Below are 17,056 nucleotides of genomic sequence, written 5' to 3'. Positions count from 1 at the left end.
TCTCCCCCGAGGCGGCTTGCCTCGGGGGGAAAACGTATGCGTCTTTGTCTGCCACTGGCCGGGCTGGCCCTGTTGCTCGCTGCGCATGGGGCGCACGCCGAGCCGAAGGAGACCGAGCGCGCCCAGCTCGACGCCCTGCTCGACAGCGCAGCCGAAATCGATCCGCACAGCGACGAGCCCGCCTTCCGCGCCGCCATCGAAGAGGCGCGCGCCTATGCCGCAACGCTCTACCCCGAAGGTCATCCCGAGCTTGCCCTGATCGACTACGAACTGGCCGTGGCCGATCTCAACGTGGGCCACTTCGCCGAAGGGGCAGCGCAGATCGAGGCGCTCCTGCCAATGCTCGAGGCGGCGGGCGAGGACTACCTGCCGAGCCGGTTGTCGATCATGAACACGCTTCTGGCGGCGCGGGTGCGGATGGGCGACCTTGCCGCCGCGCGGTTCATCGGCGAAGAGGTGCTGGCTCAGCGGCGCAAATTGATCGCCCGTGAGCCGGAAAATCAGGTGTTTATCGCCGGCCTCGCCGCCAGCCTCAACAATGCGGCATATATCCTCAATATGGACGGCCAGCCGCGCTCGGCGATCGACTATATGGGTGAGGTCGAGGCGCTGGTCGACCGGCTCGAAGACCCCTCTCCCGAACTCCTCAGCTATCTGGCCAACACCGCCACCTACTGGGCCGCGCTCGGCGACAGTGACAGGGCGCTGAGCGAAGGGCAGCGGCTGACCGCGAAACTGGAAGCGCTACTGCCTCCCAATCACCCGGTGCTGGCCAACAGCTACAATTCGCTTTCGATCCGCGCGGCCGAACGCGGGTTGCTCGACGATGCAGAGCGCTTCTCGCGCCGCGCGATCGCGCTCGCCATGGGCGCCGCAGAACCCGACATGGCCATGGCCTCGAGCATGCGACTGAGCCTTGCTCAAACACTGATCAAGAAGGGCGAAGCCCAAGAGGCGCTCGCCACGGTTGATGAGGCGCTGGTCTTTATCGAGGAGGGCTATGGCCCGAAGGGCGAGCTGACGCTCTATGCTCAGCACGTACGCGCGCATGCGTTGCGCGATGTTGGACAACTCAACGAGGCCATCATCGTGGCAGAGGCCGCCGATGCGCTCCGTGCCGAAACGATGGAACCGGCAAGCTATCGTCGCATCGCCGGGCAGGAAACGCTGGCTGAGTTCTATGCCGAGGCCGGTCGCCCGCACGAGGCTTATGCGACGCAGCTTGCCGCACAAGAAGGCCGCGCCACAGGCGATGCCACCGCATTGTGGGAGGATCTGACCGGTCAGATCATGCTTGGCGCTTATGGCATTCGCGCCGGGCTCGGCGGGCTTGAAGAGGTGGCCGCAGCCCATGACCAGTTGATCGCCAACCGCGACGCCATTGCCGCCTCGGGCGAACCCGACGCGGTGCAGCTCGCCATTCTCGATCAGTCGAATGACTGGGCGCTCGACGCAGCGATGCATGCGGGTGATTTCGAGGCTGCATTCCGTTTCGCGCAATATGGCCTCGCCACCAAGGCCGACCGCTCAGTGCAAATGGCGGCCTTCCGGCGTGGGCTCGGCGCGGCCGATGCGCAGGCCGTGCGCAGCTATCAGGACAAGGCCGAAGCGCTGCGCAACCTCGCAAACCAGCAGTTGGAGGCGATGAGCCTTGGTGTTGCCCCCGAAGCGATGGCGCAGATGCGCGCCCAAATCGCCAGCGCGCGCAGCGAACTGGCCGAGGCGGGACGTGCTATCGACACCGCCAGCTTCACCGGCGCCGAGCCGATCACCCTAGCCGCCATCCAGGCGAGCCTTGGCGAAGGCGATGCCGTGCTGCTGGCCCAGCCACTGGCAACCGGACTGGCCGTGCTGGTGGCCACAAAGGACGCGCACTCGATGCATCTGACCCCGCTCGACAGCCGCGAAGTATCCTCCCTGGTGGCCAACATGCGCGGTGCGCTGGCCGGAGGCGAGGCACTGATGCGCGGTGTGCTCGCCGCCCCTGCCCGCGAGGTCCCCGCCCAACCGGCCTACGACTTTGCGCCCGGTGCCGCGCTTTACGCCGCGTTGTTCGAGGGCGAAAGCGGGCAGCTGCTCCAAGGGGCCGATCACATCATGGTCGCTGCCGGTGGTGCACTGACCCGCATTCCTTTCGCCGCGCTTGCGCCTGTCGCCCCGTCGCTGACTGAGGCCGACTGGGTGATCCGTAATCACAGTCTCTCGACTCTCGCCTCGCTCTCCACACTGACGCGCGCGTCCAGCGCCGACGGCCCCCATGCCGCCCGCATCGTCGCCGTTGGCGCGCCGGTGCTTGGCGGTACGGCGCTGACCACCTTACGCTCCTCGCGCATGCTCGCGCCCGGTGCCACCGTGGCCGACTTGCCGCCGTTGCCCGAGGCATTGGCCGAACTGAACGCCCTGTCGCGTGCGCTCGACACTGCCGAAACCGTGCTGCTGACCGGCGAAGACGCGCGCGAGACCCGCGTGCTGGCGGAGATCGCCCAACCCGCCGACGTGATCGCCTTTGCGACCCACGGCCTGCTCGAAGGAGAACTGGCGGGGCTTGCCGAGCCAGCACTGGTGCTCACCCGGAACGAGGGTGACGATGGCCTGCTCACCGCCAGCGAAATCGCCGCGCTCGATATGGATGCGGACTGGGTGGTGCTCTCGGCCTGCAACACCGGCGGGCCGGATCGGCCCGGCGCGGCAGGGCTTTCAGGACTGGCCAGCGCCTTCCTCTATGCCGGCGCACGCAACCTGCTGGTCTCGCATTGGGAGGTCGCCGACGATGTCGCGCGCGCAATCACCGTGCCCACGGTCGAGAGCTTTTATCGCAAGGGCGTCGCGCCTGCCGAGGGCCTGCGCCGCGCAGTGCTGGCGCTGATCGACGAGAGCGGCGACGCGCGCTTGCAGCACCCCGCCTATTGGGCACCGTTCGTTTACGTCGGCAACTAAGGCCTCGCTGTTGGCGCGGGTTTACCTGGGTCATCAAGGTCGGATTCGATTGACTGAGCCCGCTCCGAAATAGCCTGCTCCGTCTCCGAATAGCGTTCCTCGAACGTCGGCTCCCGCTCGCAGGCAGAGAGCGACACAAGCATCAGGATGAGCACGACGCGCATCAATAGTCGCGGCTGTACTGCAGGTTGACGTTGGTTTCGCCCGAACCGCCGGCCTGGCTCAGCACCGAGAGCGTGCGGGTCAGCGCCACTTCGAGCTGAGTGGCGGTAAAGCCCTTAGCGTCGGTGATGAACTCGATGTAAATGTCGTCGGTCAGATACTGTCCGGCGGCGAGCGCGGTGCCGCGCCCGGTCGTGTCATCGGCGCCGAGCACGCGCAACCGATCGATCCCGGTCGCCGAGCGCAGTGTGCCGAGCGGGTTAAGCCCGCCGCCGCTGCCACGCAGCGAATTGAGCGAGGCCGCCAGCTGCACCGCTTCGAGCGCCGAGAGGTTGGCGATCGAGCTGCCGAACAGCACGCGCGCCAGAACCTCGTCCTGCGGCAGGCTGGGCACCGAGGTGAAGGTGATCTGCGGATCGAAGGCACGGCCCGCGATGTTCACGTTCACCGCCACGCCCTCGATCGTTTCGGTGGCGCGAATTTCGATGGTCGGGTTGATCTCGCTGCCGCCAGTGAACGCGATATTGCCGCGTTGCAGCTCGAACGAGCGCCCGGCAAAGCCCAGCGTCCCGCGCTGAAGTTCGACATTGCCCTCCAGGCGCGGTGCGGCGCTGGTGCCGGTAAGCCGCAGGTCAGCCCCCCATTCGGATTCGAGCCCCATGCCCGACACATAGAGCCGGCGCGGCGCATTGAGTTCGACATCGAGCCGGAGCAGGCTGAACAGGCTGGGCCCACGTTCGGCGGGTTCATCACCGGTCACGCGCTGCGGCCCACGCGGCGGCACAAAGCGCACGCCAGACAGCACAGGCACCTCGGCGGCGGACTGGCGCACGATCTTGTAGCGCGTCTCAGGCAGCGTCAGTTGCCCGGACAGCAGCGCGGTATCACCCTCAGCCTTGGTCAGCTTGAGTTTCCCCGTCGCCGAGGTGACGATGTTCCCGCTCGACGCCAGCTGCGCATTGCGCAGGTTCACCGCGACATCCATCGGATAGCCTGACTGCGCGGCAAGGCTCAGATAGCCCGTGGCATCAAGGGTGCCATCGCCCGCCTTTGCCTCCAGCTGCTCCAGCTCCAAGCGCTCGCCATTGAAGCGCGCCGAGACGGTCATGTCGGTGAGCCGGGTGCCATAGATCTGGTTCTCGTAGGCCAGCGAATTGGCGCGGATCACACCCGACATTTCGGGCTGATCCACCTTGCCCGCAAGATCGACCGCAAGGCCGATGCCGCCGGTGAGCGTCTGGTTGGTCTGCCCCGCGAAGGAAAACAGCGTATCGGCCGGGCCATCGTAGCGCACACCGCCGCCGAGCGGAGCATTGAGCAGGCGGGTCGTCCAGCTGCCACTGCCCGGCGGAAGCGGCTTGAGAGAGGCCACCATGCGCCCGATCACGCTGCCCCGGCGGCGCATGATCGCGCGCGCCTCGCCGCCATCGGGTTCGAGCTTGCCGACGAAGCTGATGTTGACCGGCTGGCTGACCGTAGCTGCGGTCGAACGGCTGAAACCGGTGATGGTGAGCCGCGCATCGGCATCGGGGAAGGCATCGGGCGACCCTTGCGAGAAATCGAGCGAGCCGGTGGCGCTGCCTGCCACGCCCAGATCGGGCACGAAGGCGTTGAACACCGCCAGATCCAGCCGGTCGAGACGGCTTTGCAGCTTCATCCCGTCGCCATAGCTACCCGCGAGCCGCACCGAGCCGTTGCCGAAATCGATCTGCGTCGGCAGCAGCTTGTATTCGCCCTCGCCGACTACGATGCGAGCGGGGCTGGCGGTGGAAAATTCGACCCCGCGTGCACGGCCCTTGATCGCGGCGCGCCACAACTCGGGCGTCATCTGCGCGTTCAGGCCGATACGGAAAGGCACGCCGCTGGTGCCTTCGGCCAGCACCTTGGCACTGCCGCTGCCACCGCGATAGTCGATCTCGCCCTTGGCGGCATTGATATCGAACGCACCGAAGCTGGTGCGGGTCAGGTCGAAGGCGGCGACCACGTGCGGCTGATCATGCAGCACCACGCGCCCGTCGATCTTCGCCGAACCGATGGCAAGCTGCGCCGGGCCATCGAGCACCGTGTTTTTCGCGCGCAGGTTGAACAAGGCCTCCTGCACACCCTCGGCGCTGTCTAGGCGGACGATCCCGGTCAGCCCCCTGCCCTCTGCATTGAGCCGGCCGATGAACGGCCCTTCGCGGCTCTGTGCGATGGCGCCGGAGAAACCGACCCCGCCGAGGTCGGAATCGTTGACCTCGATCGCCAGCTGGTTGCCCATCTTGAGCGTTATATCGGCGCGCAGGGGGCCATAGTCGGTGTCGCCCGTGGTATCGAGGTGATAGCCGCCGGGCGCACCGGTGACGCCCGCGCGCAGGTTCGCAAGCCCGATGCCGAGGCCCGGATTGCTCGCCGTGATCTCGGCGTCGGGATTGGCGATGGTGCCGGTCAGGGTAACGCCGACGTCGCCATAGGCGGTTGTGGTGCCCTTCGCATCGAGCGAGATACTGCCGTCGGAAGACCAGGTGCCCGAGCCGCCGCTGATTTGCACATCGGGCGAGCGCAGGCTCAGCCCGGAAAGCCGCACCACGCCATCGGCGCCATAGCGCACGTCGCTGGCGGCGGTGACGTTGCCGCCAAGGAAGCTGCGCACGCCCTCGTTGAACAGCTGGGTCGAGCGCATATTCACGCGGCCGGTCATGGCGAAGCCACCGCCCGCTTCGGTTTCGAGGTCGGCATCGGTGCGGATGTCGAACAGGCCGACGCTTTCCACGCGATAGTTGTCGATCCGCCCGTCGATGGCGCCGGTGTAGAGCCCGGTCGACATGTCGGCGACGAGGATCAGCCCGGCATCGATCCGGTCCGAGCGCAGGCGCATGTTGTCGGACAGGATGCGCGATCCCGAAATGGCCAGATCCCCCGCCAGCCGCACGTTTTCGAGCGTGCCGCCCGCTACCGTATCGAGCCCGGTGATGCGGCTGGCGCTCGCCTGCACGGGGATCATGATCTGTTCGGAATTGACGGTCGCCTCGCCTTGCGCCGCAAGGCCTACCAGTCCCATGTCATCAAGCACGAGCCGGTCTGCCGCCAGCCTATAGGCGACGTCCGGCGTGGCAAACGGGCCGTCGAGCGTAAGCTCGGCCCGCACGCCGCGGCCCGAAAGATTCTCGGCCAGGGCGGAGGGGCGGGTCAGCACGAAATCGAGACCCAGTCCGTCGAAACTGTTGTCGGCGAGATTCACCAGCCCTTGCGCGTTAAGGCGGAAGGCATCGCTCGCCACGGTCGCCTCGACGTCGGCGCTGCGTTCGCCAAGCTGGGCGGCCAGATCGAGGTTCAGCTCGGGCGAGAGCAATTGCGCGGTCGCGCCTTCGAAGAACCAGGCAAGTTGTGCCGGGCCGCGCACCCGCACAAGGCCATCGCGCGCGCTGACATCGAGCCTGGCGACCGGGCCATCAACGCGGTCGGCGGTTAGCTGGCCGTCCCACTGATCCCAGTTGCCCTCGCCCTTGGCCGTGAGCGTCAGCCCCTCGTCGAGCCCAGCCAGCGCCGCGATCATGCCGCCCGTCGGGGCATCGACATCGAGCGCGATTTCGAGCCGGTTTTCCTCGGGCACAGCATCGAGCACCAAGGCCAGCTGATCGCCCGCCGCGCCGCCCTCGACCGCCAGCGTTTCGCCATTGAGGGCCACCTGCGCGCGGCCGTCTGCAATATGCGCATTGCCCCTCAGCTGCACCACGCGCCGTTCACCGCTGACCGGAGCCTCGACCACCAGCCGGTCCACTCTGAGCGCGCCGATATCGATATCGATATCGGGCAGGAGCGGTGCATCGCTTGGCGGGGTTTCGGCGAACTCTGGCAAGCGTTCGAGCGTGATCAGCGGGCTCGACAGCACGCGCACGTCGACATGGTTGTTGATGAAGGCAAAGGGCCGCCAGCCGACCGAGACTTCGGGCGAGCTAAGGAACACGCCCTGAGGATCGCGGATCTCCAGATCGCGGATCACCATGTTGCCATAGAGCGAGCCGTCGATCTCGCCGATGCCGATCTCCATGCCGTTCTCGAACGAGAGGCCTGCAACTTGCTCGGCCACGAACTGCCGCCCGGCCTTGGTATCGAGCCCGATGAGCACCGCCGCCACCAGCAGCACGAGTGCACCCAGTACCAGCGCGCCCCAGCGCGCCACCTTCTGCCAGGTGGGCCGGCCGCGCTCTTCCGCGACTTCGGGTTCGCCCTCGACTTCGGGGATATCCGCCTCGTCCGCCATCAGAATGCCTGCCCGATCGAGACATAGACAGCAAAGCTCGATTCGCCGGTGCGCCGGTCAATCGGCATGGCGACGTCGAACCGCAGCGGGCCGAAATTGGTGTAATAACGCCCGCCCACGCCAACGCCGTAGCGAATATCGGTGAACTGGGGCGAGGTTTCCTCCCAGGCCTGCCCCGCATCGACAAAGGCCACCAGGCCGAAGTTGCCGAAGCGATAGCGCAGCTCGGCCGCGGCTTCGAACAGGCTGCGCCCGCCGATGTTGCGCGGGATGAACTCGTCGGGCAGGTCTTCGGGATCGGTGCCCGGCTCGATATCGGCAGGGGCGGGATAGTCGGGATTGGGCTCCATCACGGTCGGGCCGAGATCCTGATAGCCGAAGCCGCGCACAGAGCCGCCGCCGCCAGCGTAGAAGCGCCGCGAGGGGGCCACCTCGTAGCGGCTGGTGCCCTGGATCGTGCCAAACCGCAACCGCCCGGCCAGTACCAGCGAGTCGGTGGCCGGGAAATAGGCCGAGCCGTCGAGCTGCGCGCGCACGTAAGGGGAAAAGTTTCCTTCAAGCGAACCTTCCGGCTCGACCAGCGCGGCGACGCGGAAGCCCTTGGTGGGGTTGAGCAAGTCGTCGCTTCTGTCGATGCCGAGCTGCCCGGTCAGCCCGGCGACATAGAAGGTCCGGCGCAGCCGCTGCCGGGTCACAAGGTCGAAGTCCTGCTCGTTCGAGACCAGCACCTGACCGCCGTAGGCATAGGTGAACGGTTTCTGCCAGATCGAGGTCGAACTGTAACTCCACAGCGCGCCGATCCGGCCGGTGTAGGCTTCGTAGGCATCGTAGTTCGTGTGGCGCGCCTGAGCGGTGAGCGCGAAGGTGCGATCGCGCCGCCCCGCGTTGGAGCGGCGGAAAGTGGCGCTCGCACCCTGCTCTTGCGTGCCAAGCACACCGCTGACGATCAGCGCGCCCTCGGGCGGGAACAGGTTGCGGTGCGTCCAGCTACCCTCGACGCGGAAGCCCTGCCCGGTGCCATAGCCCGCGCTGCCCGCGATGGTGCGTGGCGGGCCGGCGTTCTGTTCAACCAGCAGCGTTGCATATTCCGCGCCGTCGGGAGCGGGCTCGCCACCGCGCTGGGGCGTGACGGTAACGGTCGAGAACAGGCTGGTGGCGACCAGCGCCTGCCGCAGATCCTCGACCATACGGTTGTCGTACAGCTCGCCGCGCTTGAACCGGGCGAGCAGTTCCAGATGCTCTTCATCGAACACGAGGTCGCCGCTGGTCTCGATTCCGCCGAACACCGAGAGCGGACCGGGATCGACCGGCAAGGTGTAAATGCCCTCACCGCTTTCGCGGTCAAGCAATAGATCGCGTTGGCCCAGTTCGGCAAAGGGGTAGCCCCATTCGGGCAGCGCGACGATCACCTTCGCCTCAGCCGCAAGCACTTCTGCGGCAACGATCGGATCGCCCAGTTCGAGCGACAATTCGCGGCGGATCAGCCCTTCGGGCCGTGTCTGAGGGGCATCGATCACGATGTCGCTGAAGACATAGCGCGGCCCCGGCACAGTATTGATGGTGGCGATGAAGCTCTGTTGCTCGTCGCCCTCGCCTTCGCTGTCGATCTGGCTACGCACATCGGCACTGTACCAGCCTTCGGAGGCGAGGATGCGCCGCACCAGTTCGGCGTCTTCAGCCATTCGCGCGCGCAGCTGGGCAATGTTGGCGGCCTCGCCGTCTCCATCTTCGAGCGCAGACAGGTCGTTGAAGAGGCCGCTCATGTCGGTCTCGCTTTTAGCCTCAGCCTCTTCGATACCTGTCAGCGCAACCCGGTAGCGCAGGTCGCCCTGCACCCGGGGCGCCTCGGCCTCGGCATATTCGAACGGCTCAGACAGCAGGCTGTCGATCGGCGGCAGCGGCGCGGCCAGTTCGGCATCGCGCACGGGAGCGTCGGCGATCTCCTCGGTGGTGTCGCCATCGGCCAGCGACGGATCGCCCAGTGGTGCCTCGTCGTCCGTCTGCCCTTCAACGTCCTGCGTCGCGATTCGCCGTTCGAATTCGTCAATCGATTCGAGCTCTTCATAGAGGGCATCGTCGTCGGCCGCGTCGAGCGACGGAACTTCATCGGCGAACTCGTCATCGGTGATGATCGTCTCGATCTCGGGCATCTCGGCATCGGCTGGCGGTGCCGGCAGTTCGAGCGTCTGCTCTTGCGCTTCTACCACGCCGTCCTGCGCATGGGCAGGTGTGCCCATCAGCCACGGCGCAGCCGCCAGCAAGGGTGCCAGCGAAACAAGAGATTTGCGTCGTGCGCCAGGTACGTAAGAGAAATTGGGGACGCAGATCATCCAGTCTTCAATCATTTCAGCCGCAACAAGGCCCGGCGATCATCCAGGCCCTTCCGATAAAGGGGCGTAGCGGGGTTAACGATCGAAGGGGAGGAAGGTTCTCGAAAAAATACACTCGATCGAACCACGGATTGGCTCGCCCCGTTCAAACCCGAGTCTCGCAGCTGGAGCGCACAACCCAACTGGTCTGCCGCATTGTTGTCAGTAGTCAAATGTATGTCGCATTTACGTCATATCTGCGGAGCGGGGAAAAACTGCTGGAAACGCTTGTCAGCATGGCTAAGGGGCGCCTGACCATGGGTCGCGCCTTGGATATCATGCGTAATTGGCGTTGCCCGGCAGAGCTTGACGATCACCCGCAGAGCGAGAGCCACGGCCAAACATGAACCAGACCATGCAAACCTCCATTCCCGACGGGATCTATCCTCTTTCGGAAGATGCTCCGCGCAAGGGCTTCTCCACGTTCGACATGGGCTTTGCGGCCTTGTTCGTGCTGGCCTCGGTTGCGTTCATGCTCTGGGGCCTCGACTATACCAACCATACCCAGGTCGCCGTGTTCATGCTGGCGACCGCGTTCGGCCTGTTCATGGCCTTCAATATCGGCGGCAACGATGTTGCTAACTCGTTCGGCACCTCGGTGGGTGCGGGAACGCTGACGATCAAGCAGGCGCTGGCTGTGGCAGCCATCTTCGAGGTTAGCGGCGCGGTGATCGCGGGCGGCGAAGTGACCGACACGATTCGCAGCGGGATTGTCGACCTCGGCGGCGTCAATGTCGATCCGATGCATTTCGTATTTATCATGATGGCGGCGCTGCTGGCCGCGGCGCTGTGGCTGTTGTTCGCCAGCAGGCGGGGCTGGCCGGTCTCGACCACCCATTCGATCGTGGGCGGCATCGTCGGCAGTTCGATTGCGCTGGGCGTGATCCTGAGCGGGGGAGAGGCAGCGCTGTCGCTGGTGCAGTGGGACAAGATCGGCACCATCGCCATGTCATGGGTGCTCTCGCCCGTGCTGGGCGGGCTGGTGTCCTATAGCCTGTTCACGCTGATCAAGCGCCACATCCTTCGCTATAACGAGCGGATGCTCGACGAGCTGCGCCGCCTGCACAAGGAACGGCGCCAGCTGCGCGAGGAACACAAGACCGCGTTCGAGCGCATGAGCGACATCCAGAAGATGTCATACACCCATATGCTGGTGCGCGATTCCGAGGCACTGGATGAAGAGGGCTTTACCGCCGAAGACCTCGAAACCGATTACTACCGCCGCCTGCACGAGCTGCGCGAGCAGAAGGCCTCGCTCGCCGCGCACAAGGCGCTGCAGAACTGGGTGCCGCTGGTGGCCGCCGGTGGGGCCACGATCATCTCGGCAATGCTCCTGTTCAAGGGACTGAAGAACATGGAGCTGGGCCTCTCCACGCTCAACACCTATCTTGTGATCGGCATGATCGCAGCGGCGGTGTGGATGGCCACCTTCATCTTCGCGCGCACGCTGCGCGGCACCTCGCTCGACCGGTCGACCTTCCTCATCTTCAGCTGGTTGCAGGTGTTCACCGCCTCGGGCTTTGCCTTCAGCCACGGCGCGAACGACATCGCCAATGCCATCGGCCCCTTCGCCGCCATTCTCGATGTTCTGCGCCATGGCGAGATCGGCGCTTCGGCGGCGGTGCCTGCGCCGGCCATGATCGCCTTCGGCATCGCGCTGGTCGTGGGCCTGTGGTTCATCGGCAAGGAAGTGATCGCAACGGTCGGCCACAACCTTACCAAGATGCACCCAGCCTCGGGCTTCACCGCCGAGCTGGCCGCAGCAGCGGTGGTGATGCTGGCCTCGATCATGGGCCTGCCCGTGTCGAGCACGCACATCCTGATCGGCGCGGTGCTGGGCATCGGCATCGTCAACCGCCAGACCAACTGGGCACTGATGAAGCCGATTGCCGCGGCCTGGGTGATCACCCTGCCCGCTGCTGGCGCTCTGTCGGCACTGGTGTTCGTGGTTCTCGACGCGATCTTCTAGCGCGGTGCCTGCCAAGCGCCGCCAAGCGCCTTGAACAGGGCAACGGCGGCCTGCGTGGCTTCGGCCTTGGCACTGGCGAGCGCGCGTTCGCTAGCGATCAGATCGAGCCGCGCGCTTTCGAGCATCAGCCGGTTGTCCTCGCCGCTGTCGAACCGCGCTTGCGATAGCGCGAAGGCGCGCTGCTGTGCGGCCAGCGCCTCGGCACTCGCATCCTCGGTACGCTGGGCTTCGAGGTAGCGATTGATCGCCGCCTCGCTGTCGGCCAGCGCCGTGATCACCGCCTGATCGTAGCGCGCCTCTGCCGCCTCGGCGCGGGCATCGGCGGCGCGGATCTGCGCGCGGATGCGGCCGCCCGAGAAGATCGGCCAGGAAAAGCTCGGGCCGATGCTGAAGCGCAGCGAATCGGAGTCGACCAGATCATCGGCTGAGCGCGCCTGCATCCCCAGCCCCCCCATCAAGGAAAAGCGCGGAAACAGGTCGGCGGTGGCAACGCCGATGTCTGCAGTGGCGGCGGCGAGATCACGCTCGGCGGCGCGCACGTCGGGGCGGCGGCGCAGGAGCTCGGAGCGCAGGCCGACAAGAATCGTTTCGGGTGCCTCTGGTTGCGGAGCGGCCACGCGCAGTTCGGGCACGATCTCTTCGGGCATCGCGCCGACCAACGTTGCCAGCCGATAGGTGCTGGCCGCTTCCTGCGCGCGCAACCGACCAATGGCTTCACTGGCGCTGGAAGCGCGGGCCTGCGCCTGTTCGGCGGTAAGCTGGCTGTCCTCCCCCGCCTGATACCGCATGCTCGCCAGCTTGGCGAAGTCGGCTGCCGCCTGCGCCGCTGCTGTGGCCTCTGCGGCCTGCTTTTGGGCCAGCCGCAGGTCCATGTAGCTGCGCGCGATTTCGGCGCTCAGCATCACCAGCGCATCGTTGCGGCGCGCTTCGGCAGCCTCGACTCGCGCCCCGGCGCCCTGAGCCTCGCGGGTGCGGCGGCCCCAGAAGTCGACCTCCCAGCTGGCGTCGAAGCCGAGATCGAACAGACTGTATTCGGGCTCGAACCCCGGAATGCTGCTCACTGGGAGCTGGCCATTCTCGCTCAGCCGGTTCTCGGTGGCCGAACCGCTCACCTGCGCCTGCGGCAGTCGCCCGCCAAGCACTGCATCGCGATTGGCGCGCGCCTCCGCCAGCCGCGCCTCGGCCTCGGCCACGGTGGGCGAGCTCGCCAGCGCGCGCTCGATCAGGCCGGCAAGCTGCGGATCGCCGAACTGCTGCCACCATGCCGGATCAACAGCGCCTTCGTTGGCGGCCTCGTGCCACTGCTCGGCACCGGCGGTCTCGGGCGCGACATAGTCCGGCCCGACGGTGGTGCAGCCGCCAAGCAGGGCGAGGGCGATAAGGGGGGGCAAGCGGGTCATGGGGTTACTCCATCCGAGCGCGGAACAGCCAGGCGGCGGCGGCCAGCGTGGCAACGGCAATCAGCACAAGCGGCCACAGCTCCCCCAGCACCACCGAAGCCGGTTGCGCCTTCAGAAACTGGCCGAGCGAAATTTCGAGGAAATAGCGCGCGGGATTGGCATAGGTGATGATCTGCAACCACTGCGGCATGTTGCCGATAGGGCTGGCAAAGCCCGACAGCAGGATGACCGGCACCGTCGCCACGAAGCTGCCGAGGAAGGCCTGCTGCTGCGTCATCGACAATGCCGAGACGAACATGCCCACACCGATCAGCGCCAGCAGATAGGTGACGAGGCCAAGGTAGAACAGCAGCACCGAACCCGTGAACGGCACCCCGAACACGACCTGCGCCACCACCAGATAGACGGTCGCGTTGACGAAGCCGACGATGAACGGCGGAACCATCTTGCCGATCAGAATCTGGCGCACCGATAGCGGGCTAACCATCAACTGATCGAAGGTGCCCAGCTCGCGCTCTCGCGCCACGGTCTGCGCGGTGATGGAGAGCCCCGCCACCGAGACGATCACCACGATCAGGCTCGGCAGATTGAACCAGATATAGTCAAGGTTCGGGTTGAACCAGTTGATCGCCACCGCCACCGGCGGCGCGCGCTCGGTTCCGCGAACACTGGCGCCTGCATCGGTAACGATCTGCTGCAGGTAGCTGCCCACGATCTGCGCCGCGTTCGAGCGTCGCCCGTCGAGCACCACGCCCACCCGCGTCGCCTGGCCACGGGCGAAGGCGCGGTCGAAGTCGGGCTCGATCACCAGCGCGGCGATCACTTCCTGCCGGTCGATCGCCTCGGCCAGATCATCGTGCGAGCGCAGCCGCCGGATCGTGCCGATATTGGGGCTGCCCGCCAGCCGGTTGACGATCTCCACACTGGCCGTGCCAGTGGAACGATCAAGCACGCCGACATCGACGTTCTTCACCTCCAGCGTGGAGGCGAAAGTGAAGATCACCAGCTGCAGCAGCGGCGGGATCACCAGCACGATGCGCGACTTGGGGTCGCGCAGCAGCGCCCAGATTTCCTTGATCGTGATCGCTCTGAGTGCGCTCATTTGTCGAGGCTCCGGCGGCTGGCGCGGAAGCACAGCAGGAAGAAGATCGCCCCGAACACCAGCAAATAGCCGATGGCTGGCAGGATCAGCGACCAGATGTCGCCGGCCAGAAACACCGTTTGCAGTGCGGGAATGAAATAGCGCGCGGGCACGATATAGGTGATCGCCTGAATCCATTTCGGCATCGAAGCGATCTCGAACAGAAAGCCCGAAAGCAGGAAGGTCGGCAAAAACCCGCTCAGCAGCGCCACCTGACTGGCCACGAACTGGTTCTTCGTCGCCGCCGAGATGAACAGGCCCTGCCCCAGCGCGGGCATCAGGTAGGCCATGGTCAGTACCAGCAGAGCGAACAGCGAGCCGCGCAGCGGCACACCGAACACCGTGGTGGCAAGCACGGTACACATCGCCATCGAGGCCAGCGCGAGCAGGAAATAGGGCACGATCTTGCTGGCGAGAAATTCGCTCATCCGCATCGGCGTTGCCATCATCGCCTCCATCGTGCCGCGCTCCCATTCGCGCGCGATCACGAGGCTGGTCAGCAGCGTGCCGATCATCGTGATCACGATGGCGATGGCCCCAGGAACAAGGAAATAGCGGCTGGCAAGCGAAGGGTTGTACCAGAAGCGCAGCGAAAGTTCGGTGGGCGGCGGTGCGCGCAGGCCAGCCGCGCGCGCTTCCTGCGCGGCCCAGGTCTGCGCCACGCCCCGCGCATAGGCGCTGGTAAAATTGGCTGCATTGGGCTGCGAGCCATCAGCGATAATCTGGATCGGCGGCCGCTGCCCACGCGCAGCGCCGCTGCCGAAATCCTGCGGGATCACCACGATCCCGCGTATCTCGCCCGCGATCAGCTGTTCGCGCAAGGGGGCCGCCGTACGCTCGACGACGACATCGAAATAGGGGCTGTGCCGATAGGCCGAGGCGAGCGACAGCGCGGCGGCGCTATCGTCCTGAAGCGCAAGGCCGATGCGGGTGCGCGAATTGTCGAGGTTGATGGCATAGCCGAACAGGAACAGCAGCAGCACCGGCAGAGCAATCGCGATCAGGATGGTGGAAGGATCGCGCAGAATCTGCACGCCCTCCTTCACCACCATGGCGCGCAGGCGCTGCCCGTCGATCCGCCACTCGCTCCGGCGCCGCCCACTCATGTGGCTGCCTCACCGGCTTCGCGGGTCGCATCGCTTGCCTCGATCATCGCAATGAAGGTGTCTTCCATGGTCGGATCGTCCAGCCCGTCCATCTCGGCGGCCTGGCGCTTCAGGTCGTCGGGGGTGCCGCTGGCGATCTGTTGCGAGCGGTAGATCAGAGTGATCTCATCGCAGTATTCGGCCTCTTCCATGAAGTGCGTGGTGACGAGCACGGCCACCCCTTTTTCGACAAGGCCGTTGATATGGGTCCAGAACTCGCGCCTCGTTACGGGATCGACGCCGCTGGTCGGCTCGTCGAGGAACAGCACCGGCGGCTCGTGCATCACGGCAGCGGCAAGCGCGAGGCGCTGCTTGAAGCCGAGCGGCAGCGTGCCCGCATTGGTCTTGAGCACGTCGCCAAGTTCGAACACGTCTGTCACACGCGCAATCGCGTCTCTCGCTTCGGCGCGGGTGAGTCCATAGGCGCCGGCGAAGAAGTCGAGATTCTGCGCCACCGATAGGTCGCCATAGAGCGAGAACTTCTGCGCCATGTAGCCAAGCGCCGCGCGCGCCTTGCCGCCCGAGGTGCGCAAGTCATGCCCGGCCACAGCGCCCTCGCCATCGGTGGGTGTGAGCAGGCCGCACAGCATCTTGAACGTGGTCGATTTGCCCGCGCCGTTGGGGCCGAGCAGGCCGAAAATCGTGCCATAGGGCACTTCGAAGCTGACATCGCTGGCGGCGGTGAAGTCGCCGAAAGTCTTGGTCAGCCCCTTGGCCACGATCGCTTTCCCATCGTCTCCGGCCACGGTGCGATAGGCTTCGGCAAGCTGGCTGGTGCCCTTGGGGCCGCCGCCGAGGCGCTCGATAAAACCGTCCTCGAAGCGCGGGGTGGCGGGCGCGAGCTCGAAGCCGCTTTCGCCCGCCAGCCGGTCGGCGCGATCGAGCAGCAGGCGCACCGAGCGGCCCTGAATGGTGCCGTCGATCACGCCCTCGCGGTCGAGCATCTCGGTCAGCAGGCGGCGACGGCGCTGTTCGAAGCCGGTCAGCCGCACCACCCGGTCAGCGACCGAGCCGGTCAGCTCGGACGGATCGCCGTCGAACAGCAACTTGCCTTCGTTGAGGAGGTAAACGCGGTCGCACTTCTCGGCCTCGTCGAGATAGGCGGTCGACCACAGCACGCCCATGCCGCCATAGTGCTCATCAGCGGTCAACTCCTGCACCATGGCCCACAGCTCGCGGCGGCTGATCGGATCGACACCCACGCCGGGTTCATCAAGCAGCAGCAGCCGCGGGCGCTTCACCAGCGCGCAGGCGAGGCCGAGCTTCTGCTTCATCCCGCCCGATAGCTTGCCCGCCATACGGTCGCGGAACCGCGCGAGGTCGGTGAAGGCAAGCAGGCGTGCGAAGGTTTCCTCGCGCTCGGCATCGGGCAGCGCGCGCATGTCGGCATAGAGGGTGAGGTTCTGTTCGACCGACAGGTCTTCATAAAGGCCGAAACGCTGCGGCATGTAGCCGAGATCGGCCAGATCCTCGCCCGGTGCCTGCCCCAGCACTTCGATATCGCCCTCGTCAGCGGCCATGAGCCCGGCGAGAATGCGGATAAGCGTCGTCTTGCCCGCGCCATCGGGGCCGACGAGCCCGGTCACCCCGCCGGAGGGGATCGTGATCGAAACGCCGTCGAGCGCGGGAGCGGCAAGCCCCTCGAAGCGCTTGACCACGCCTGTGGCAATGGCGACCGCGTCGCCCATGC

General features: G+C 66.0%; 8 protein-coding genes. 2 read left to right on the top strand and 6 right to left on the bottom strand.

All coding sequences use genetic code 11. From position 1 onward, the window contains the following. Nucleotides 1-36 precede the first annotated feature (36 nt). Nucleotides 37-2,937 carry a CHAT domain-containing tetratricopeptide repeat protein gene (locus tag ABDJ38_RS00525; RefSeq protein ID WP_346783118.1) on the top strand — a complete coding sequence of 967 codons (2,901 nt, stop codon included), beginning with the start codon at nt 37-39 and terminating at the stop codon, nt 2,935-2,937. 163 nt (nt 2,938-3,100) lie between these two features. Here the strand turns inward: ABDJ38_RS00525 and ABDJ38_RS00520 are convergent, their stop codons facing one another. After that, nucleotides 3,101-7,342: a translocation/assembly module TamB domain-containing protein gene (locus tag ABDJ38_RS00520; protein ID WP_346783117.1), complete on the bottom strand. Its 4,242-nt coding sequence runs from the start codon at nt 7,340-7,342 to the stop codon at nt 3,101-3,103. Next, nucleotides 7,342-9,687 (bottom strand): autotransporter assembly complex protein TamA, encoded by a 2,346-nt coding sequence (locus tag ABDJ38_RS00515; protein ID WP_346783116.1) that lies wholly within the window; start codon nt 9,685-9,687, stop codon nt 7,342-7,344. The genes ABDJ38_RS00520 and ABDJ38_RS00515 overlap by 1 nt, the downstream gene beginning before the upstream one ends. 367 nt (nt 9,688-10,054) lie before the next feature. Here ABDJ38_RS00515 and ABDJ38_RS00510 point away from each other — a divergent pair, with 367 nt between their 5' ends. Then, the gene (locus ABDJ38_RS00510; protein WP_346783115.1) at nt 10,055-11,680 is read left to right on the top strand and encodes an inorganic phosphate transporter; all 1,626 of its coding nucleotides are present in this window, start codon (nt 10,055-10,057) and stop codon (nt 11,678-11,680) included. Here the strand turns inward: ABDJ38_RS00510 and ABDJ38_RS00505 are convergent. Genes ABDJ38_RS00505 through ABDJ38_RS00490 form a run of 4 tightly spaced genes read right to left on the bottom strand, consistent with a single transcriptional unit; the run spans nt 11,677 to nt 17,054 of the window. Further along, entirely contained in the window at nt 11,677-13,080 is a 1,404-nt protein-coding gene (locus ABDJ38_RS00505; protein WP_346783114.1) for an efflux transporter outer membrane subunit, read from the bottom strand. The two genes, ABDJ38_RS00510 and ABDJ38_RS00505, sit on opposite strands and share 4 nt — an antisense overlap. Nucleotides 13,081-13,084: 4 nt before the next feature. Then, nucleotides 13,085-14,182, bottom strand: coding sequence for an ABC transporter permease (locus ABDJ38_RS00500; protein WP_346783113.1), 1,098 nt, complete (start codon nt 14,180-14,182; stop codon nt 13,085-13,087). Beyond that, the gene (locus ABDJ38_RS00495) at nt 14,179-15,327 is read right to left on the bottom strand and encodes an ABC transporter permease (RefSeq protein WP_346783112.1); all 1,149 of its coding nucleotides are present in this window, start codon (nt 15,325-15,327) and stop codon (nt 14,179-14,181) included. Before ABDJ38_RS00495 ends, ABDJ38_RS00500 begins: the two co-directional genes overlap by 4 nt. Further along, nucleotides 15,324-17,054 (bottom strand): ATP-binding cassette domain-containing protein, encoded by a 1,731-nt coding sequence (locus ABDJ38_RS00490; RefSeq protein WP_346783111.1) that lies wholly within the window; start codon nt 17,052-17,054, stop codon nt 15,324-15,326. The genes ABDJ38_RS00495 and ABDJ38_RS00490 overlap by 4 nt, the downstream gene beginning before the upstream one ends. Nucleotides 17,055-17,056 lie beyond the last annotated feature (2 nt).

It is taken from the genome of Aurantiacibacter flavus (genome assembly GCF_039710615.1).
Taxonomy (GTDB): Bacteria; Pseudomonadota; Alphaproteobacteria; order Sphingomonadales; family Sphingomonadaceae; genus Alteraurantiacibacter; species Alteraurantiacibacter flavus.
The sequence above is the reverse complement of the archived record's forward strand: the minus strand, read 5'-3'. Positions and strand labels throughout refer to the sequence as shown.

What these genes read in the sequence shown, in the direction of transcription:
- ABDJ38_RS00515 (WP_346783116.1), bottom strand. Translation starts at nt 9,687, where the DNA reads ATGATTGAAGACTGGATGATCTGCGTCCCCAATTTCTCTTACGTACCT.
- ABDJ38_RS00495 (WP_346783112.1), bottom strand. Translation starts at nt 15,327, where the DNA reads ATGAGTGGGCGGCGCCGGAGCGAGTGGCGGATCGACGGGCAGCGCCTG.
- ABDJ38_RS00525 (WP_346783118.1), top strand. Translation starts at nt 37, where the DNA reads ATGCGTCTTTGTCTGCCACTGGCCGGGCTGGCCCTGTTGCTCGCTGCG.
- ABDJ38_RS00505 (WP_346783114.1), bottom strand. Translation starts at nt 13,080, where the DNA reads ATGACCCGCTTGCCCCCCCTTATCGCCCTCGCCCTGCTTGGCGGCTGC.
- ABDJ38_RS00520 (WP_346783117.1), bottom strand. Translation starts at nt 7,342, where the DNA reads ATGGCGGACGAGGCGGATATCCCCGAAGTCGAGGGCGAACCCGAAGTC.
- ABDJ38_RS00500 (WP_346783113.1), bottom strand. Translation starts at nt 14,182, where the DNA reads ATGAGCGCACTCAGAGCGATCACGATCAAGGAAATCTGGGCGCTGCTG.
- ABDJ38_RS00490 (WP_346783111.1), bottom strand. Translation starts at nt 17,054, where the DNA reads ATGGGCGACGCGGTCGCCATTGCCACAGGCGTGGTCAAGCGCTTCGAG.
- ABDJ38_RS00510 (WP_346783115.1), top strand. Translation starts at nt 10,055, where the DNA reads ATGAACCAGACCATGCAAACCTCCATTCCCGACGGGATCTATCCTCTT.